The organism is uncultured Methanobrevibacter sp. (assembly GCF_902788255.1).
GTDB lineage: Archaea > Methanobacteriota > Methanobacteria > Methanobacteriales > Methanobacteriaceae > Methanocatella.
Genome location: NZ_CADAJR010000010.1, coordinates 13093 through 32171, shown reverse-complemented (window position 1 = coordinate 32171; position 19079 = coordinate 13093). Strand labels below are relative to the sequence as shown.

Annotated in this window: 23 protein-coding genes; 7 read left to right on the top strand and 16 right to left on the bottom strand. The window is 35.9% G+C overall.

Features of this window, described 5'->3' with window-relative positions:
• Positions 1-154: 154 nt before the first annotated feature.
• Positions 155-1093: a 3-hydroxyacyl-CoA dehydrogenase gene (locus tag QZV03_RS03655; RefSeq protein WP_296874353.1), complete on the top strand. Its 939-nt coding sequence runs from the start codon at positions 155-157 to the stop codon at positions 1091-1093.
• Between the two features lie 334 nt (positions 1094-1427).
• Here the strand turns inward: QZV03_RS03655 and dph5 are convergent, their stop codons facing one another.
• Entirely contained in the window at positions 1428-2219 is a 792-nt protein-coding gene (gene dph5 / locus QZV03_RS03650) for a diphthine synthase (RefSeq protein ID WP_296874352.1), read from the bottom strand.
• A 36-nt stretch (positions 2220-2255) separates the two neighbouring features.
• Between dph5 and QZV03_RS03645 the strand changes: the two genes are divergently transcribed.
• Complete coding sequence (locus tag QZV03_RS03645; RefSeq protein ID WP_296874351.1) at positions 2256-3263, top strand: class I SAM-dependent methyltransferase family protein; 1008 nt, start codon at positions 2256-2258, stop codon at positions 3261-3263.
• 40 nt (positions 3264-3303) lie between these two features.
• Here QZV03_RS03645 and QZV03_RS03640 read toward each other — a convergent pair whose 3' ends face one another.
• The 9 genes from QZV03_RS03640 to QZV03_RS03600 form a co-directional block, all read right to left on the bottom strand.
• Positions 3304-3630 carry a hypothetical protein gene (locus QZV03_RS03640; RefSeq protein ID WP_296874350.1) on the bottom strand — a complete coding sequence of 109 codons (327 nt, stop codon included), beginning with the start codon at positions 3628-3630 and terminating at the stop codon, positions 3304-3306.
• Between the two features lie 171 nt (positions 3631-3801).
• Entirely contained in the window at positions 3802-4731 is a 930-nt protein-coding gene (gene mtnA / locus QZV03_RS03635; protein WP_296874349.1) for an S-methyl-5-thioribose-1-phosphate isomerase, read from the bottom strand.
• A 249-nt stretch (positions 4732-4980) separates the two neighbouring features.
• Positions 4981-5901 (bottom strand): manganese-dependent inorganic pyrophosphatase, encoded by a 921-nt coding sequence (locus tag QZV03_RS03630; protein WP_296874348.1) that lies wholly within the window; start codon positions 5899-5901, stop codon positions 4981-4983.
• A 101-nt stretch (positions 5902-6002) separates the two neighbouring features.
• Positions 6003-6869, bottom strand: coding sequence for a radical SAM protein (locus tag QZV03_RS03625; RefSeq protein WP_296874347.1), 867 nt, complete (start codon positions 6867-6869; stop codon positions 6003-6005).
• Positions 6870-6934: 65 nt separating this feature from the next.
• Entirely contained in the window at positions 6935-7495 is a 561-nt protein-coding gene (locus QZV03_RS03620) for a methanogenesis marker 17 protein (protein ID WP_296874346.1), read from the bottom strand.
• A gap of 19 nt (positions 7496-7514) precedes the next feature.
• The gene (locus tag QZV03_RS03615) at positions 7515-8756 is read right to left on the bottom strand and encodes a methanogenesis marker 15 protein (RefSeq protein ID WP_296874345.1); all 1242 of its coding nucleotides are present in this window, start codon (positions 8754-8756) and stop codon (positions 7515-7517) included.
• Positions 8756-9214 (bottom strand): methanogenesis marker 5 protein, encoded by a 459-nt coding sequence (locus QZV03_RS03610; RefSeq protein WP_296874344.1) that lies wholly within the window; start codon positions 9212-9214, stop codon positions 8756-8758. Before QZV03_RS03610 ends, QZV03_RS03615 begins: the two co-directional genes overlap by 1 nt.
• A gap of 8 nt (positions 9215-9222) precedes the next feature.
• Positions 9223-9693: a methanogenesis marker 6 protein gene (locus QZV03_RS03605; protein ID WP_296874343.1), complete on the bottom strand. Its 471-nt coding sequence runs from the start codon at positions 9691-9693 to the stop codon at positions 9223-9225.
• Positions 9665-11212, bottom strand: a complete 1548-nt coding sequence (locus QZV03_RS03600) for a methanogenesis marker 3 protein (protein WP_296874342.1) — start codon at positions 11210-11212, stop codon at positions 9665-9667. The genes QZV03_RS03605 and QZV03_RS03600 overlap by 29 nt, the downstream gene beginning before the upstream one ends.
• Positions 11213-11338: 126 nt before the next feature.
• On the opposite strand from QZV03_RS03600, the gene QZV03_RS03595 reads away from it, so the two are divergent.
• On the top strand, positions 11339-12085 hold the full coding sequence (locus tag QZV03_RS03595; protein WP_296874341.1) for a thermonuclease family protein: 747 nt from the start codon (positions 11339-11341) through the stop codon (positions 12083-12085).
• Here QZV03_RS03595 and QZV03_RS03590 read toward each other — a convergent pair.
• Genes QZV03_RS03590 through QZV03_RS03575 form a run of 4 tightly spaced genes read right to left on the bottom strand, consistent with a single transcriptional unit; the run spans position 12082 to position 15487 of the window.
• Positions 12082-12870: a DUF4013 domain-containing protein gene (locus tag QZV03_RS03590; protein ID WP_296874340.1), complete on the bottom strand. Its 789-nt coding sequence runs from the start codon at positions 12868-12870 to the stop codon at positions 12082-12084. The genes QZV03_RS03595 and QZV03_RS03590 overlap by 4 nt on opposite strands.
• 8 nt (positions 12871-12878) lie before the next feature.
• Complete coding sequence (locus QZV03_RS03585; protein WP_296874339.1) at positions 12879-13853, bottom strand: methanogenesis marker 2 protein; 975 nt, start codon at positions 13851-13853, stop codon at positions 12879-12881.
• Positions 13854-13868: 15 nt separating this feature from the next.
• The gene (locus QZV03_RS03580; RefSeq protein ID WP_296874338.1) at positions 13869-14984 is read right to left on the bottom strand and encodes a DUF2117 domain-containing protein; all 1116 of its coding nucleotides are present in this window, start codon (positions 14982-14984) and stop codon (positions 13869-13871) included.
• On the bottom strand, positions 14981-15487 hold the full coding sequence (locus QZV03_RS03575; protein ID WP_296874337.1) for a ribonuclease VapC: 507 nt from the start codon (positions 15485-15487) through the stop codon (positions 14981-14983). Before QZV03_RS03575 ends, QZV03_RS03580 begins: the two co-directional genes overlap by 4 nt.
• Before the next feature lie 231 nt (positions 15488-15718).
• Here QZV03_RS03575 and QZV03_RS03570 point away from each other — a divergent pair, with 231 nt between their 5' ends.
• From QZV03_RS03570 to QZV03_RS03555, 4 genes are read left to right on the top strand one after another with little or no spacing between them, the layout of a single operon-like run.
• The gene (locus QZV03_RS03570; protein ID WP_296874336.1) at positions 15719-16510 is read left to right on the top strand and encodes a winged helix-turn-helix domain-containing protein; all 792 of its coding nucleotides are present in this window, start codon (positions 15719-15721) and stop codon (positions 16508-16510) included.
• The gene (locus tag QZV03_RS03565; RefSeq protein ID WP_296874335.1) at positions 16507-17298 is read left to right on the top strand and encodes a winged helix-turn-helix domain-containing protein; all 792 of its coding nucleotides are present in this window, start codon (positions 16507-16509) and stop codon (positions 17296-17298) included. Before QZV03_RS03570 ends, QZV03_RS03565 begins: the two co-directional genes overlap by 4 nt.
• 16 nt (positions 17299-17314) lie before the next feature.
• Positions 17315-17662: a winged helix-turn-helix domain-containing protein gene (locus QZV03_RS03560; RefSeq protein ID WP_296874334.1), complete on the top strand. Its 348-nt coding sequence runs from the start codon at positions 17315-17317 to the stop codon at positions 17660-17662.
• A 2-nt stretch (positions 17663-17664) separates the two neighbouring features.
• Positions 17665-18171, top strand: coding sequence for a molybdenum cofactor biosynthesis protein B (locus QZV03_RS03555; protein WP_296874333.1), 507 nt, complete (start codon positions 17665-17667; stop codon positions 18169-18171).
• 27 nt (positions 18172-18198) lie between these two features.
• Here QZV03_RS03555 and pyrE read toward each other — a convergent pair whose 3' ends face one another.
• Positions 18199-18726, bottom strand: coding sequence for an orotate phosphoribosyltransferase (gene pyrE, locus QZV03_RS03550; protein WP_296874332.1), 528 nt, complete (start codon positions 18724-18726; stop codon positions 18199-18201).
• Positions 18726-18956: a PRC-barrel domain-containing protein gene (locus QZV03_RS03545; RefSeq protein WP_296874331.1), complete on the bottom strand. Its 231-nt coding sequence runs from the start codon at positions 18954-18956 to the stop codon at positions 18726-18728. The genes pyrE and QZV03_RS03545 overlap by 1 nt, the downstream gene beginning before the upstream one ends.
• Positions 18957-19079 lie beyond the last annotated feature (123 nt).

Genomic DNA, 19079 nt, shown 5'->3' with positions numbered 1-19079 from the left:
AAGAATTATTCCTAATTTGTAAACTATTTAGTGCATTTCGACCGTTCATCAAAAGTATTTTAGATTTTGGAGCATATAAATCTAACAATTATTTAAATAATAAAAATCTTAATTTTACATACAGTAAACATAGCGTTTACAGAGGTGTATTAAAATGAGTATCAAAAAAGTTGTTGTCGCCGGAGGAGGCGTGCTGGGAAGTCAAATTGCACTTCAATCTGCATACTGCGGATTCGATGTTACAATATGGCTTAGAAGTGAAGGATCCATTGAAAGAGCCAAACCAAAACTTGAAAGATTCAAAAACATATATGTTGACACTTTAGAGGCAATGAAAACCGACAAAAGTGCCTACTGCAGAGGTTTGGCAAAGTCACCTGAAACACCTGCCGAAGAGCTCGACAAACTAAAACAACAAGCACAGGATGCATACGACAGTTTGACATTAACTACAAGCTATGAAGAAGCAGCTGCAGATGCTGACTTAATCATTGAAGCAATTGCAGAAAATCCAGAACAGAAAATTGCATTTTATACAGAACTCGCCAAATATATGGAAGAGAAAACCATTTTAGTCACTAACTCCTCAACATTACTTCCATCAATGTTTGCAGAACACACAGGAAGACCTGAAAAATACCTTTCCCTTCACTTTGCAAACACAATTTGGGCGAACAATACCGCAGAGGTAATGGGACACCCTGGAACCGAACAGGAATATTATGACACTGTCGTTCAATTTGCAGAAGACATCAACATGATTCCGTTAAAGCTCAAAAAGGAACAGCCGGGTTACATCCTGAACTCACTTTTGGTTCCGTTCCTTAACGCCGGTCAGGCATTGCTTGCAAATGATGTTGCAGACCATGAAACAATCGATAAAACATGGATGCTGGCCACAGGAGCACCTGCAGGACCATTCCACATTTTAGACATTGTTGGTCTCACCACCGCATACAATATCGTTATCATGAATCCTGAAGCGCAAGACCCTGAAACAACACCGGGTAAAATCGCAAAAATGCTTAAGGATAAAATTGATAAAGGTGAAACCGGTATTAATGCAGGCAAAGGATTTTATGATTATTCATAAATCCCTTTTTTTCTTTTTTTATTACTTTTTTGCACAATAGTTTAATTTTAGCGAAAAATCCTTTAAAAAATAACCAACAGACTCGTTTTTATTATCAGATAGAATTTTTTTGAAAAAAAAGAACTGAACAATTAAACACCAATAATCAAAAAAAATTAAAAAATCAAACAAAAAGATTTATATATTATAAAAATATAAGTAATATACGATGTGAACTAAATTTCATATCTAAAGTGAACATCAGTCAAACATTTTATAATCTCCAAAATCTTATAATATGTTTACAGGAAGTAGGTCAACCACTACTTCCGCTCCCCCTTACTTTTTAAAAAAATTAAACATCATCAAGTATTTTTGAATCCGCTCCGGCAATTTCAACCAGATATTCGGCTTCAACAATATGGAGCTTTGAAGGAATTACAATGCAATGGAGAGGACCTCCAAAATCAAAATCGATAAGTTCACTGATTTTGCCCGCACGGACAACAACATCCTTTGAACCGACGCGTGCAATGCCCATTGCCAATGTGTCCTCATCAATCAGACCCTCACGGTCCAAATCATTTTTAATGTTCATCAGATATTCCAAACCCTGATTGACAGTCATATAACGGTCCTTGTGAGCCTGAATATCCAAAAGAACCAGGGTATGCAAGTCACTTTTGAGATTCTCTTCAATGGCCTCATAAGGGGATTTAGGATAGAAGTTATAATCCGGAAATGGAATGGTAGTGACCTTACCAAACTTGTAGCCCTGAAGACCTGAAATGGCTGGTGCTGATGAGAGAATTGATGATCCATGAATGACCTCAAAATCTATTCCCCTTTTGGAACACTGAACCAGAAAGTCGCTGTGGGTTGTTGCAATCAGAGGATCCCCTCCAGTAATCAAAGCAACATCGGAAGTTTCAGCCTCATCAATGAACTTGTGTTCCTCTTCAACCTCACCCCTGACCAATACTTCAATTTTCTGGCCAACCAACTCTTCAATAGCTTCAAAGCTTGACCCAAATAAACGTGATGTGAAAAATTCAGCATAAATCTTATCTACATTTTTTAGACATTCCAAACCCTTAAGGGAAATATCCTTCTCATCAAATAATCCTAATCCAACTAAATAAAACATAATACTATTTATAATAATTTAAACATAAAAAACTTTATGAAATGTGTAAAAGTTCCATTAAAACAATTAAATGATACCCGTATAAAATTAATGGAAAACGGTCAAATGAATATGGAATATAGAATAAAAACCGAAGAGGGATTCGGATATATTCCCATAAATGAAGACGTCACAGGCTATGAGATAGCAAACATGGAACTGGAGCCTATGAAAAAAGTTCCGCACAACTTTTCAGAACTGCTTGAAGATGAATTGAGCCATGATGAAATCGACACATTAAGAACCTCATTTGACACTATAGGAGACATTGTCATTCTGGAAATTCCCGAAAATCTGGAAGACAAAAAACAGATAATCGGGGATGCAGCACACAAATTCACCAAAAGAAGATCAATTTACATGAAAAAAAGTGCCATCAAAGGAACAACCCGAGTGAGGGATTTGGAATTTCTTTCAGGAATTGATGATTCAGTGACAATCCACAAGGAACATGGTGCACGTCTGAAGCTGGACGTTAGGGAAGTTTACTTTTCACCAAGACTTGCAACCGAAAGAAAACGTGTTATGGAAAGCGTCAAGGAGGGTGAAAGGATTTTGGATATGTTCTGCGGAATTGGTCCATTTCCAATCGTCATTGCTAGAAATAAAAATGTAGATATAACCGCAGTGGATATCAATGAATCAGCAATAAGATATTTGGATGAGAACATTAGCTTAAATAAACTGAAAGGTTCCATCACAACCTACTGCGGCGATGTTCGTGAAGTCAGCAAAGGCTTTAAAACAAAATTTGATAGAATAATAATGAACCTTCCAGGTCTTGCCTATACATTCCTTGATGTTGCGGTCGATTTGATTGAAGATGGTGGAACAATCAATTATTATGAGTTTTCAGACTCATATGAACAGGGAATAAAACGCTTGACTGACGCATGTTTGCAGGCTGGAAAAAAAGTGGAAATAATCAACTGCCGTAAAGTCAAATCAACCTCCCCCGGAGAATGGCATGTGGCAATTGACGGGAAAATATTATACAATTTATAAATTAAAAAAAAAAGTTAAAATAAGATTAAAATAATCTTATTTAGAATTGGATTCTGTTACCTGTCCACAAATCATCATCATTGAATGCATTGTATTTCTTTTCATCTTCAAGATACTGATCCATGTCACGGTATAGTTTTACTCTAAAAATGTCCGGATAAGGAATATACAGCATATCTCCATTATCCCTAGTCTCCTTCATGTAAGTTTCTTCAAACTCAATGACGGTGTCTTCTTCCTTATTGAAATGATGAACTTCATTTCCACATAATATCTTAAAATGGACAAAATCATCTTTTAATAATTCTTTAACCAAATCTTTAATTAAAAGAGGATAATCTGCACTTTTATTACTTTTTATTTCCATAGTATCTACCTACACTCTTTTTAACAATTTGCAAATTTCTAAGTATTACAGAATTTGTAAATCTTAACCAAAATAACAGTATTTGATTGATTTGTGTAGAAATTATCTCAAATGTTATTTTTATTTTTAAATTTTATTGTTTAAATATTTTATACTTCAAAACAACATTTTCTAAATTGGGTCAATAATGCCCTTTTCGGTTATTATTCCGGTTATAAGTTCCTTTGGAGTTATGTCAAATGCCGGGTTTATCACCTCGGTTCCCTCAGGACAGATTCTTGCTCCACCATAATACCTTACCTCATCACCGTCTCTTTCTTCGATGACAGTGTCGTAGATATTTATTTCATTGTCAAAAGTGGAATATGGTGCTGCAACATAAAACGGAATGTTGTGATGCTTTGCGGCCAGTGCCACCATGAATGAACCTACCTTGTTAACCACACCGCCTTTTGCAATCCTGTCTGCACCGATTACTACCTTGTCAATCCTTCCTTGAGACATGAGATATCCTGATGCCACATCAGGGATCAGTTTGACTGGAATGTTTTCCTGCTGCATTTCCCAGACGCTTAGGCTTGCACCCTGTCCGCGAGGTCTTGTTTCATCACATATGACATTGATGTTTTTTCCGGCATCACGTGCAGCCCTAAATACCCCCAATGCGGTTCCATAGTCAACACATGCAAGGGCGCCGGCATTACAATGGGTCAATACGGTATCACCGTCATCAATGACTTCTGCACCGAATTTACCTATGGCCCTGTTTGTAGCCATATCCTCCTCATACATCTTAAGTGCTTCTGCGAGTGGATTATCACTGTTTAAAACCCTATCAACTGCCCAAAACAGATTTACTGCAGTAGGTCTTGCAGCCTTAATTTCATCTGCAGCCTTATCCAAATCAACACCCTGAATATCAGCCAGTGCCATTCCAAAAGCGGCTGAAACTCCAATGGCCGGAGCTCCACGTACAGTCATATTTTTAATTGCAACAATAACATCCTGATAATTATCACAGTAGACATAAGTTAACTCATCAGGAAGTTTTCTTTGATCAATAAGTTTTAATTTATTATCTTCCCATTCAAGTGTTTTCATTTTAACACCCAGTTTTTAAAAAAAAAGTTTAAAAAATTGAAAGCATAATTAAATGTTAGTTCCTAATTTTTGTTATGCAAAAATGCATAGAGTATTTATAATTATGCTTCCCGTCTAATTTAATATCCAAAAATGGATTGATTAGAGATGTATCTAAAATACATCTAAATAATAATTTTTCAATTATCATTTATAAATTTTTATGAAAAAGATTGAAAAATACAAAATTTTAGGGTAACCAAAAAATAATTATGCATTTTCTGTCATGATAGGCACGACTTGTTTTTTACGTGAGACAACACCTTCGAGTAAAACTGTATTGTCCTCAAGTTTAACACCATATGCCTTTTCAACCAAAGCAGCATCCTTACCCAATGCAATGACCTGGGAATTGCTGTTAACGATATCGGTGATTAAAAGCATGAACAAGTCAAGGTCTTCAGCTTCAATAATCTTGTTGATTCCAGCTTCCAAATCATCTTTCATAGCCATCACATCTGAAATGTCTGCGGTATTGACCTGATTTACAATTGATTTAACGTCTTTGAAATCAATCTGTTTAGCATCCAGTGCCAAAATTTCATCGATGGTGAAACTGCTCAGGTCAGTTCCTGCCTTAAGCATTTCAAGACCATACTCTTCAGCATCAACTTCAGCAATTTTTGCAAGCTTTTCAACAGCCAGCTTATCGTCTTCGGTTGTAGTTGGAGATTTTAAAAGAAGAGTGTCTGAAATGATTGCAGAAAGCATCAGTGTTGCTATTTCTTTTGTAATTTCAACACCGTTTTCCTCATATAACTTGCATAAAATAGTTTCAGTACATCCAACAGGTTCAAATCTTAAGAATAACGGATAGGAAGTTTCCAAAGCCAATTTATGGTGGTCAACAACTTTTAAGATATTCGCATTTTCCAGATTGTCAACGGATTCAGCAGGAGAGTTGTGGTCAACCAAAATAACATTTGCCCCATCTTCAACATTTTCTAAAAGTTCAGGAGCGTCCATATCCAAATAGTTTAAAATAAATTCGGTTTCCTTGTTTACATTTCCTAATCTGTAAGCTTTAGCTTCGCTGTTTCCTAATTCGTTTTCTAAATTTGCCATTACAATACTTGAAGTGATTGTATCACTATCCGGACTTTTATGTCCAAAAACATAAGTTTTAACCATATTATCTATCCTAAAAAGTCAATAAAAATAACATATTAATATATCTTTTTTATAATTATTAAACTTGTACAAAAAAGATTGAAAAAATTAAAAAAAAGAATTTAGTAATGACTTTGTGGAGTCATTCCTAAATGATGGTCTTCGCTTTTCTTACCAGGTATTCCGTATGCATCCGCCCTACATTGGGTACATGCCCTGAATACAGGTATTACTTCTTCCACTTGTTCCCTGACACTTTCCATCATTGAACAGTCCGGACGTGAATAATGTTTCATTTTTGCAAGTGGTATTAATGGTAAAACATTCATCAATGCAGCACCACGTTTTTTAACCTCTTTTGCAATTTCAACAATGTGTTCATCATTCAAACCAGGAATCAATACTGAATTGACTTTAACAACCAAACCGTTGGCTGCCGCCTTTTCGACACCATCCAACTGATTTTTAATCAGGATTTCAACAGCCTCATATCCTTTATAGATTTTTCCTTCGTATTTGATGAATGAATAAATGTCCACTGCAATGTCAGGATCGATTGCATTAATTGTGACTGTAACGGAGTTTACTCCAAGTTCTGCCAATTTATCAGCATATTTTGGAAGCAAAAGCCCATTAGTACTCATACATTTAATCAAGTCAGACTGTTCAGTTGCCAATTTCTCAAAGAATTCAAATGTCTCTTCATTTGCAAGTGAATCCCCAGGTCCAGCAACACCAACCACTGATATTGGGCCTTCTGAAGTTACATCATTAATGTGAGTAATCGCATCATCTGGTTTCATAATGCATCCTGCAACACCAGGCCTGTCTTCTTCATTGTTAATGTCCCTTGTACAGAAGTTACAGAATATATTACATTTTGGTGCCACGGGTACATGTGCTCTTCCGACTTTATCATGCATTTTTTCATTAAAGCATGGATGTGCTTTTGTTATGTGTGCAAATCTTGAACCGTTATGTTCGTTCATATACTACTCCCTCCTCATATAACTACTGTTAATTTGTATTAATACGAACAAATATATAAAGCTTTCTACATGCCTTTGTTTAATTCATCAATATATTCATGACATTTTTCAATCCATGCATCCTTAATTAACTCATCAGTAGCTACAACTGCAACAATATCTCCAGAAGACAAATCTTTAATGTTTTTAAAACCTTCAGGCAATATCCTAAAGATTGCATCGTAAATACGTCTTTGTAAATTGGAATGAGGGTCGTCAACAACAATAGATTTCAATTCTGTGTAATCACCTTCAATTTCCAGCTGATACCTGTTTGGCTGATAAATCTCATCTCTGGAAAACTGCTTCCAAAGCTGTTTTAAAATATGCGGAAGATAGTTTTCATTGTCGATTAGTATTCTAGTGATATCATTCGGTTTATCATAAGTTAAGTTAGCGACATCCTCAAATAAAATAACATTTGAAGTTTTTCTCATTTTGATAGCTAAAACAAATACCGGATCATCAGGATTGACATAAGCCTTTAAATCATCAACAGATGCTCCCAAAACCAAATCCTGGAAGACCTGTTTAATGATGATATCATAAACTTCTGCACCACGTTCATCATAGCATTCAACTAACATCGAATCAACCCTTTAAATATTATTTATTATCTTGTCTGTGTCCCATTCCAGAAACCAATAGAGCTGCTCCTACAGCACCGATATGTTGTGAATATTCAGGAACGATAACATTGATTCCACCTAATGTTTCACTTACTGCTTCAACAAGACCTGAAATCAAACTGGTTCCACCTACCTGAATTAAAGGTTCACGAATATCAATTTCCTGAAGTTGCTGTTCGTAAACTTGTTCGGAAACAGAGTGACATGCAGCGGCTGCAACATCAGCCTTTGAACCGCCTGCAGCAAGTGTAGTAACAAGGTCCTGAATACCGAATACGATACAGTAAGAGTTCAACATTGCTTTTCTCCAGTCTCCCTGTACAGCCAATGGACCGAGTTCGGTGATGTCCACATCCAACCTACGGGAAGTCATATCCAAAAATCTTCCGGATGCACCTGCACAGATACCACCCATAGTGAAGTTGTCAGGAATACCGTTGTTTACGGTAATAACCTTGTTGTCCATACCACCGATATCCAGTACGGTAGCTTCACCTTTCTGACAATCTGCAAGGTATACTGCACCTTTTGCATTAACTGAAAGTTCTTCCTGGATAAGTTCAGCTCCAAATTCCTGACCCATTGTAAACCTACCATAACCTGTGGTTCCGATACCGTCAAGGTCATCCCATCCGTAATCAGTTTCGCCGAATGCTTCTGCAGCAGCGGTTTTAGCTGATTCAATAATGTCCTTTGTGGATGTCCAACCGGTTCCGATAACCTTGTTGTTTTCCATCAATACTGCTTTTGTAGTTGTTGAACCGGAGTCAAGACCAAGGGTAAGTCCTTCTTGCTTTTCACGAGCAAGAATGTTTCTGCGTGTTACGGTAGTGGCCAATGCTTCCATACGGATAAAGAGTTCATCCGCTTTTGTCCTTTCAGTGAATGAGTAGGTAACTACAGGGATACGGGTATTGTTCTGTATAAATCTTCTTACTTCGTTTCTCACCAAGGCCGCTTCAGCACATCTGAAACATGTTGCAATAAATACAGCATCAGGCCTGCATCTGCCTTCAACAATAGCCATTGCTCTTGCAATCATTAATTTTAAACTTGAACTTTGAGCGGAAAATCCGAATTTTTCATAAGATTCATCAATATAATCCAAATCAATTTCAGGAAGAATTATTTCAGCACCAAACTTGTTTGCTGCCTTTTCAATTTCTTTTTGAATTCCACTGTATTCTGTTCCGCATGAAACTAATGCAATTTTAACCATTATTCTTCCTCCTTAACATTTTCTTCAAGTGAGTCAATAAAGTCGTTAATGTCGTTTACCATGACATATGTTTCATCCTGGTCTGTAGGATAAGTTACTTCCAAAACAGGAATGTCCTTGTTTCTAAGTAAAAATATGGACAGTTCATTGGTTCTGGCACAGCCTATACAACCGAATCCATATGGGGCATTGTCAACAATAATTGCAGCTTCAGCCTCATCTATAAGAGGTCCTATAATTGACATTCTTCCACGAACACCTGAAGGAACTTCAATAGCTGCGTATTTAAGTCCTTGAATTGGATCTTCTTCTGTAATATTCATTGGCGGAGAATCAATCTCCGGATCTTTAATTTTTTGTCTAATTTGTTTTTGTAAAACTAAAGGAGTGTGACCTTTCCTTTCAATTAAATCTGCTAAGATTAATGAGTTTGGAGGATAAATAGCTACTTTAACCATATTTTCACCTATTCTTTTTTATCTAAACATTCATTCATGATTTTTTCAAATTCATCAACATCAACTGGTTTTTTAGGCTCAATTTTAACATCTTTACGCTCTTCTAAAGCATTGGCAACAAAACCAAGTATTCTGTACTCTTTTTCCATTTGGTGGAAACCTTCCCTAGGACCGAATCTATGACCTCTGCAACGTCTAGGGTCACCTGGAGCAAATCCTCTTTCCTTTGTGAAAATATGATTTGGATCAAGTTTTCTTATCTCTTTAATAGCCTCATACACATCTTCACTTTTTCCACTAATCATAGACCCATAACAGGTATTTTTAATAGTGAGCGGCAAATCAAGCATGTGAAATGCTGTAACTATTTCCTGTTCACTCACGTGAGCTCCTGGCCCGATAAAAATCATACGAGTAATTACATCAGGATCCCAATCTTCTGTTCCCAAATCAGGACTCATGGTTAGATTCTGTGACATAAACTTCAACTCCTTCTTTTAATTTTTCAAGTTGATCATAATCAGAGGTGATATCTCCAATTATATTTGTTGCTTCAAAACTTTCAGCAGTAGGACCGAACTCAACGTTATCCTCAAATCTGATACCTATCAAACCGGCACTTTTTGATGCCATGTTTGTTATACCGATTTGACCCCTGATTACCTTATCGACAGGAGTGTTTTCAGGAACCAATCCTTTTGCAAGTTTTTTATCTCCTTCAAACATGACAATGTGCATTCCAGGAACTGCAAAATGAACCTTAATCTTACCTATAGGGTTTTCTAAAAGTCCGGAGAGGAACTTGAAGTATTTGACAGATCTTGGTGCATTGTCAACAAATTTAATTGAACATAAATCTTCCTTATTAATCGCTTTGGTTATTACCCTACCCTCTTTCAATATATCGATTGTATGCTTTGGAGTTTGCTCGACAATTATTGCATCATCATCAATCAAACCGTCGATCATATGTTCAACACCGGCTTCAGACAATATCTCTGTAGCCTCACTTTGTGTCTTATTCAATAGCATCAACCTTTGTTTTTCAGATTTGACTGTAATGAAATCGTTTTCCTTTGCAATGTCGATGATTTCCATACCATTGACGATATGACCTACTGTGGTGTGGTTTGGAGTCAATACCCTGTTTTCACGATAGATGTATAACTTTCCAACACCTACACCATTATTCCTAACGGTGATTGTTCCCCTGTTTCTCAGAGTAGTGTCTTCTTTAGGTTTGATAATGCCTGCCAAATCATAAAATCCAATGAATGATTCGCTGTCATATGAAACCTTGATTCTGCCATCCTTAATAAGTGAAAACAAGTGTTCAACACATATTGGGGAATCCTCATCAATGTCGAATGAAATATATGTGAATAATTCATTTCCCTCTTCCAATACAGTGCTTAAATCTGATACTGATGCAGTATCAGTTGTGGTACTCCTTTCAACAATAGGTTCTATTCCGGTTACAACATCATCATCTGTGAGACTTTCCAAAGTCTTTTTACCACCAATGACACGGGCAAAGATACCTTTATTGTGATTAGGCACACCATATACATTTGTAGTATTTTCCTTAAGCATGATTAAATGAGTGGACTCATTACTAAAACCAGATAAACTTAAAACAACATCTCCCTCAAAATACTTGAATTCATCGTGAGTAGGTTCCAAATCAGTAACAATCGGACCAATAGCCACTTCTGTTGATGTTGACCAGCGAATGTTCAAATCAACAAAGTCATCGTATTGGTCTTTCCACAAGTCAACGAGAGGCTTTGCTTCGTCTGACTCGTCTAATTGAATAATTATTGAACCCTTGTTTGTTTTAATTTTATACTTGCTAATATTCTTTTCCAGTTCTTTTTTACCTTTTATTAAGCAAATAATACTTCCCGGAGTATAAGGTGCATTTGTTTGAGAGATGACATCTTGAATAGTTGAGCCATCATCAACATTTACCTCTTCTCCATTAATTTTAATTAACATACAATCTCCAATAAGAATTTTTAATATTATATATATTTGATGTTATAGTATAAAATAATTATTTATTTGATATTGGAAAATTATAATAACACAAAATTATAACAAGTATATTATGGAGGGAAATTTATGAACGTCACTAGAAAACACATAATTTCTTTACTGATAATCTTAATCATTTTTGCCGGAGCGATATCCGTTGCAAGCGCATATACCGGAACAGGATTTTCACATAACGTTCCTACCTCAAAATATCATGATATGTCCGCATCAGATATCTTAAGCAAGTATTCAAAAACAGACTGCCATGTTGAGGAAAGCGGAGTCTGTACACAGGTGGTTGACGGAGATACAATATATCTTGACAATGGCGAAAAGATCCGTTTTGTAGGAGTCAATACTCCCGAACGTGGTGTTGAGGGATACATCACTTCCAAAAACTTTGTCCAGAAATTATGCCTGAACAAAAAAGTGGGAATTGACGTTGACGATTCAAAACACTCCGACAGGTACGGCAGAACACTGGGAGTCGTCATTGTTGATGGAAAAAATGTCAATGAAATGCTTTTAAAGGAAGGTCTTGCAGAAATCATGTATATGCCTCCAAGCGAATTTTATCCCTATGATTGGGCAGATGGAGACACACATGTTGCAAGTTCACACAGTTCATCTTCCTCTAACTCCCAACCGACAAGTGCCGAGTCAACAAGTTCCTCTGATTCAGCGAATTATGTCGGCAATGCAAACACCGGAAAATTCCATGTTGCCTCATGCAACAGCGTCAGCAAGATGGCTGAGGGAAACAAGATATTCTTCTCAAGCAGGGACGATGCCGTAAGTCAGGGATATGTGCCCTGCAAGATATGCAATCCCTAATTGGAATATTTTATCAATTCTATTTCCCTTTGAAGCTTACCCAAATCATCATCATTTTTTATAATATTTGAATACAGCAGTCCCAGTGAATAATTGCCTATACTTTCAAGAATTGGAATTATGATACATACATATATTAAAAAGCCAACATAAGGAATCAATGTCACGATTGAAGAAATTACTGAAGCGGCAATCATCAATAGCACCATGACAACAAGCCATTTAACTATATTCACAAAACCGATGTTTTTAATGTCAACAATCACCTTATGAACCTTTAATGATTCAGACAAACTGTTCAGGTATGCCAATCTGGCCTTTGCAAAGACGAATAAAAACTCAAATATGAGATAAGTAACCAAAATCAGAATTAAAGCCAAACCTATAGATGCTAAACCGGAAACCTGAAAATGAGACAATGAATCAATGCCTGAAACGCCCAAAGTGGACAAAGCAATGAAAAACATTACTGCAGGCACAATCATATACACAATCCTTAAAACAAGGACTCTTATAGCATCATAAATCGTATTCACCACATTAAACGATGGAAAAACAGAAGACTCTATCGAACCCTTTCTAACTATTCCCAGCATGTACCCCGGAACAATCAGAATAAACAAAAAGAATGAGATTACTCCAATCGCTACAACATATCGGTTGTTAAATATCCATCCGAAAGGAACAATAGCGATTAAAATGAAAAGAATGAAAATAATCGGCAATTTGATAAGATTTTTGAAGGGATACTTAACCGAATTAACAACAATTTTTGATAGATCCATACTCTACCTCATCTAAATATGAAAACCGGATTTTTTTCCTGATTGAAAACTTCCGCTTCCTCATTGCCGTAATGCAATATAAGGGAGTTTGAATCATTGACCTCACCAACAACATTGGCTTCAATTGAATATTTAGCCAGATACTCCTTGATATAATCGCACTTGTCCTCAGTGGCTGTGAATACAAAACCGGAACCGGGATACGACCTGAGCCAATCAACCCATTCGACACTTTCATTTCTAGGAATGTCTTCAAGATTAACTGTTGCACCCTTTTTGGAAGTTTCCAAAAGCATTTCCAGGGTTCCCAAAATTCCCGGATTGGAAATGTCCTTTCCGGACTTGATATAGTCATGTTCAGCAAGGTACTGAACTGCGGTAATCTGGTCCTGAACGAGCTGCGCATCCTTATCGTATGTGGTGTCCCAGTTCAGACTAAACATTTCATGAGGCTTTCCGTCAAGGTCGATTGCAACAATTACCTTATCTCCTGCCTCTGCACCGAAACTTGTGATAATCTTATCCTTTTGGGCGATTCCCACAATGGCAACTCCAAGGGAGTCAACCTCCCCGTCAGGATGGAGGTGTCCTCCAACCATAGGAACTTTGAATTTTAAACATCCGTCCTTTATTCCATTCAATAAATCCTCATAGATTTCATCATTGCTTATTGACATTATGTTAACCATTGCAAGAGGTTTTCCACCCATTGCCGCAATGTCATTAACATTTACAAGTACAGAGCAGTATCCTGCCCAATATGGGTTAACGTTCATTATGTCGCCCCATATTCCATCGGCCGCAATAAGCATCACCTGACCGTTTCCAATGTCAATAGCTGAAGCATCATCACCAATGTCTATTACAACATCTCCGGAAACATTATATGATTCCTTTAAAAGAGATATTACATTATCTATTGAGCTTTTACGTGACACTCCCTTGAATTCCTGAATTTCCCTTACAAGATTTTTAAAATCCAAAATTTCACATCCAGTTTAATTTATATAATTAATTTTATATTTACAGTTAATATCTTTTATTATTTCTTCAATTTTTAGCTTAACTTCTTCGATATCTGTAAAATCATGTGATTTCTGTTTACCGCAAAAGATTTTGCTTTGAATATCTTGACCAATGATGTCATCAAAACCACTTTCAACCTCAAAGATTATAGAATTTTTAACCTTGAATCCATCTTCCACAACCTTATCCAAATCCCCATCAGTTATTCCGATTACAGGTATATCAAATCTGTACAGAATGTCTGAAGATATCAAAGTTGTATCGTCACCAACAGTTATAACAAGGCTTGAATCCCTAAACTTATAGACATCCTCACCTGCATGATCCAGAAATGTTACGATAAACTCATCAGGCTTGTCATTTGAAATGATTCTTGGAGTAACCTTGGCATGTCTTAAAAGTCCGGTTTTGATAATGGCCGAATCCAAATCCACCTCGCCTAACTTTTCAAGGCCATGGCTTTTGAGTTCCCCTCCGATTATATCGACAATATGATTGTCCTTTGCAATCAGTGTCAGCTTATCGGAGTTTGTCCTTCCGATTACAACACTGTTGACCATAATGTTTTCACCGGGACTGACACCGTGAACTATTCTCTGATTAAATCCTGCATCATCCTGTCTAATATGGCTTTCATAAACCTGCTCGGGAGTTACAATATCCAGTTCCAGTTTCTCAGACAACTCCTCGACAATATCCAAATCATTATTCCAGGCAATAATGCTGCCGTCAGCCTCACCTGGACGTTCTATCTGAACAACAGGAATATTGTTTTCAGAAATCTTATCTGCATAATGGTTATACACTTTATATCCGAAAACCTGACCAGTCACATCCGATTTTCCATAGTTAAGCAAGAATATCACATCAACATTATCGTCATGAAATATCTTCAGGGAATCACTTGGTACCAATTTACGGGAAATGTCAATTATCCGCTCCAAACTCGCATCGATGACTGCAGTTCTTCCCATAGTTCCTCCAAGTCTTGCTGAAACATCACCATAATTTTCAAGCAGTTCAATCAACTTTAAAGCATAGCCTGAATCTATTATGTTCGGACCATGAACAACAACCCCAATTCTCATTTATCCACCTTAATTCTTTTTTTAAATATTCTAGATCCGCATATTTCACAATCCTCAAAAGGATAATCCTCATCATATTCCTTTTTACAGCCTTCACAAACCTTTTTCCAATTGTATACTCCTTTTATTCCCTCGGTCATTACACTCTCATAGGGAATGTCAATAATTTTCAAAGTGTTCTGAATAGTATAGTCATCGGTAATCACCTTTACATTATGCCCGTTTTCATGCAACATATACGCAAGTGAGATTAATTTTTTATCAGCAAATGATAACCTTAAAATATCCCCTGAAACAGATATAATATCATTGATACTTGATAAATACTCTGAAGGCACATCTTGTATATGCAACTTGCCTTCTTCAATAGCCATATCAAATGTCAATTTGGATTTGAAATCCTTGATTTCAGCAGAAATTTCAGGAACTGTGAAATTTTTATCTGAATTAAGTTTAAATCCATTTATGAATGCTGATGCATCTAAAACATAAGAAATTTCCATGTTATAATATTTAGATTTACAAATTTATTAAACTTAACCAAAAACATTTGGGATAGATTTGGGATAAGTTTGGGAAAGATTTGGGATAACTTTGGGAAACCTTTGGAATAGGTATGGGAGAGATTTGGGACGGTTTTGTGAAAATATATTTAAATTCAATTAAGCAAACTTAAATTATACAACAATTCGTGAAGATTTTAATAAATCTTTGCATAATATGGAGGATTAAAAATGAATATCAACAATGACATCAACAATGATATACAATTTCTTGCTAAATCCGAAATAAGATTGAAAATTCTAAGTGAGCTGAATGACGAACCAAATAACGTGCGTGGGCTTGTTAAAAAAACCAATATGGCTTATAGTTCCATATCAAATAATATAGGCAAGTTAGAGAAGAACAACTACATTTCCAAGGTTGAAAACAAATACCATGTAAATCCAATGACCGAAGTTTACTTCAAAACACTGATGGACTTTAAGGTGAGTGTTGATTTGGTAAATGAGTATGAGGCATTCTGGTACAAGCACAACCTAAACCAGTTAAGCCTCACATCAATCAAAAGGATTACCGATTTGAAAAATTCAAGACTGGTTGAGACAACACCTGTCGACATTTTCAAAACACACAACACCATCAAAAGGCATATGTTAAACTCTATAAATGTCAAAGCAATATTCCCTTACCTGCACCCGGAATATCCTGAATTGATTGGAAAAATTTTAAGCAATGAAGGAACTGTGGAACTGATTCTTCCAAAAAGCATATTTAAAGAACTTGTATTTCGCATAAATGAGAAAGTCAGAAAGAAAGCCATTAAAAATGGCAAGCTAAAAATCTACTCATTTAAAAAAGACCTGAACCTGTATCTGTCAATCTGTGATGAAACAATGAGTTTGGGACTGTTTAAAAATGACGGAAGTTTTGATCAAAATAGGATCCTGATTTCAGATGATTTGAAATCCCACACCTGGGCTGAAGAATTGTTTGAACATGTTAAAAAGCAGGTGAAAGAATGACTGGCGTCGAAACAAAAAAGGACATAGCCAAAGAATTCGGCGGAGTGAAGTACATCCTAACTTCAGGCATGAGATCAAAACTGCTTCTGGCAATGTATGAAAACCCAAAAAACCTTGATGAGTTGCGAACAGAACTGAAAAAACCTTCAGCAACAATATTGCATGGGCTGAAAGAACTTGAAACAATCAATCTGATAAAAAAGGTCCAGAAATATTATGAACTTACATCAAACGGATTTCTGTTAACCACAAATATGGTCAAATTGATTGAAAACTGGTATTCAATTAACCGTGGCAAGCTATTCTGGAACAGCCATGACTTATCCGGAATCCCCGATGAGATATTAAAAGACATTTATCTTTTGAAAAATGCCGAATACATCACTTCAACAACCAGCGATTTGTCAAACGCATTCAATACATATATCCGATTAATTTCAAAAGCGAAAAGATTAAAGATTATACTCCCTATCTATTCAGAAAACCATTTTAAGCATCTGATAAAACTTTTAAATGGCGATAAACTGAAAAGTTTGGAGTTAATAGTTAGTGAAGAAATCATAAATTCAATGGCTGAAAATGAACTGTTTAACAGGGAACTGCTAAACAACAAAAAGGTCAAAATTCACAGCGTGAAAGGAAGACTGAAAATCTTTTTGACACAAAGTGAAGAATTTATGTCACTGACGCTGTTTTTTAAGGATGGTCATTACGACGATTCTCAAATTTTGATTGCAAAAGATCAAAACGCCCTGAAATGGGCAAAAAATTTAAAAAAATACTATTAAAAAAGAGGAGGATTATATGAGTACATTTCAAGGAACATTGGAAAACTGGAATTTGTGGAATATACAAGACAAGGAACTTGTAAGCCTTATATTGGGAAGAAGTGGCGGAATAACAACATCTAGAATTATAGATTTAATACTGCAAAAGCCTCTGAACAAAAATCAGATTGCAAAAACATTAAATCTTGATTACAAAACCGTTCAATATCACATCAATCTATTAGAAGTCCATAAATACACCAAGTCAGAAAGATTCGAAAATGTCACCTATATATTTCCAACTCAAAAATTATTTAATGCTTTAAAAGAATATAAAATAACTAAAGAAATGTGCAAAATCATGAACACAGAAAGGAATGAATAAACATGAAAAGTGAAACTGCAAAAAAACATCAAAAAGAGTCATCTACTGACATAACCTGTGGTTTAATCACCTTAAGTGACAGTAGAAAGTCTGAAAAACTAGATTTATCTGGAAAATATATTGCTGATGAAATTAAATCAAGATATGAATTAAAATCAAAGGTTTTAATCCCTGATGAAAAAGAAGATTTGTTCAATGCAATTGAAAACATGATTGACGATGACATTGATGTTATATTAACAAATGGTGGAACCGGTCTTGATACCCGTGACATCACTGTTGAAGCGGTTGAATCACTTTTTGAAAAAAGAATTGATGGATTTGGAGAACTTTTCAGAGCCAAATCCTATGAGGAAATTGGTTCTGCAGCCCTTCTTTCAAGAGCAACCGCCGGAATATATAAAAAAACAATTATATTTTCCATGCCCGGATCTCCAAATGCTGTAAAAACAGCTCTCAATTTAATAATTGATGAACTTCCGCATTTCGTCCATCACGTTAAAAGATAAAATTATTTTTTTTCTTTTTTTATTTTTTTAATCGAAAAATTCATTGACTGTAATTAGAGGTTCCAGAATTATACCTTCTTTTTCAAACTCTTCGATGGCACCTTCCTGTCTATCCACAACAACAAATGCCCTTACAACATTACCCCCGTTGTCCTGAATAGCTTTAATAGCCTTTAGAAGTGAGCCTCCTGTAGTGGAAACATCCTCAACCACAATAACATTATCATCATCGTTGAGTTCCCCTTCAATGAGTTTTGAAGTACCGTAACCTTTCTTTTCCTTACGGATCATCAACAACGGCAATCCTGATTCCAGAGAAACGGCTGTGGCAATAGGAACAGCGCCTAAAGCAGGGCCCGCAACCTTATCGACATCATCATCCCCAATCTTTTCAGTGATCAGCTTTGAGATTGTTGACAATATCTTAGGTTCGGTTATTGCCTTTTTCATGTTGATGTAATAATTACTCTTTTTACCGGAAGATAGGGTGAAATCCCCTTCAAGAAAAACTTCGTTTTCCTTTAATAACTCAATCAAATATTCTTTTGAAGCCATTATAAATCATCTTCGCCTTTAAGTAGAATTTTATCCCCGATAACCTTTACAAGTTCCATTGGAACCATGTTTTCACTAGCTTTGATCTGTTCTGAAAATCCAGTTTTCTTAAGTACCAAATCAGTGATTTCATAGGTGTCCTTATCCATAACAACATCAGAAACTCTTCCGACAATTTGAACATCAGCATCAAGGACTTCCTTACCAAATAATTCATCTTTTACTCTCATAAAAAACACCGTTTAAATAAGTTTTAATTTTTAATTATTCTTTTTTAATATGTTTTTTTGTGTTAAGTTAAATATTTTTTTATCTAAATGGTGCAAGAATACATCGACTTCTTCAAGGTCAGA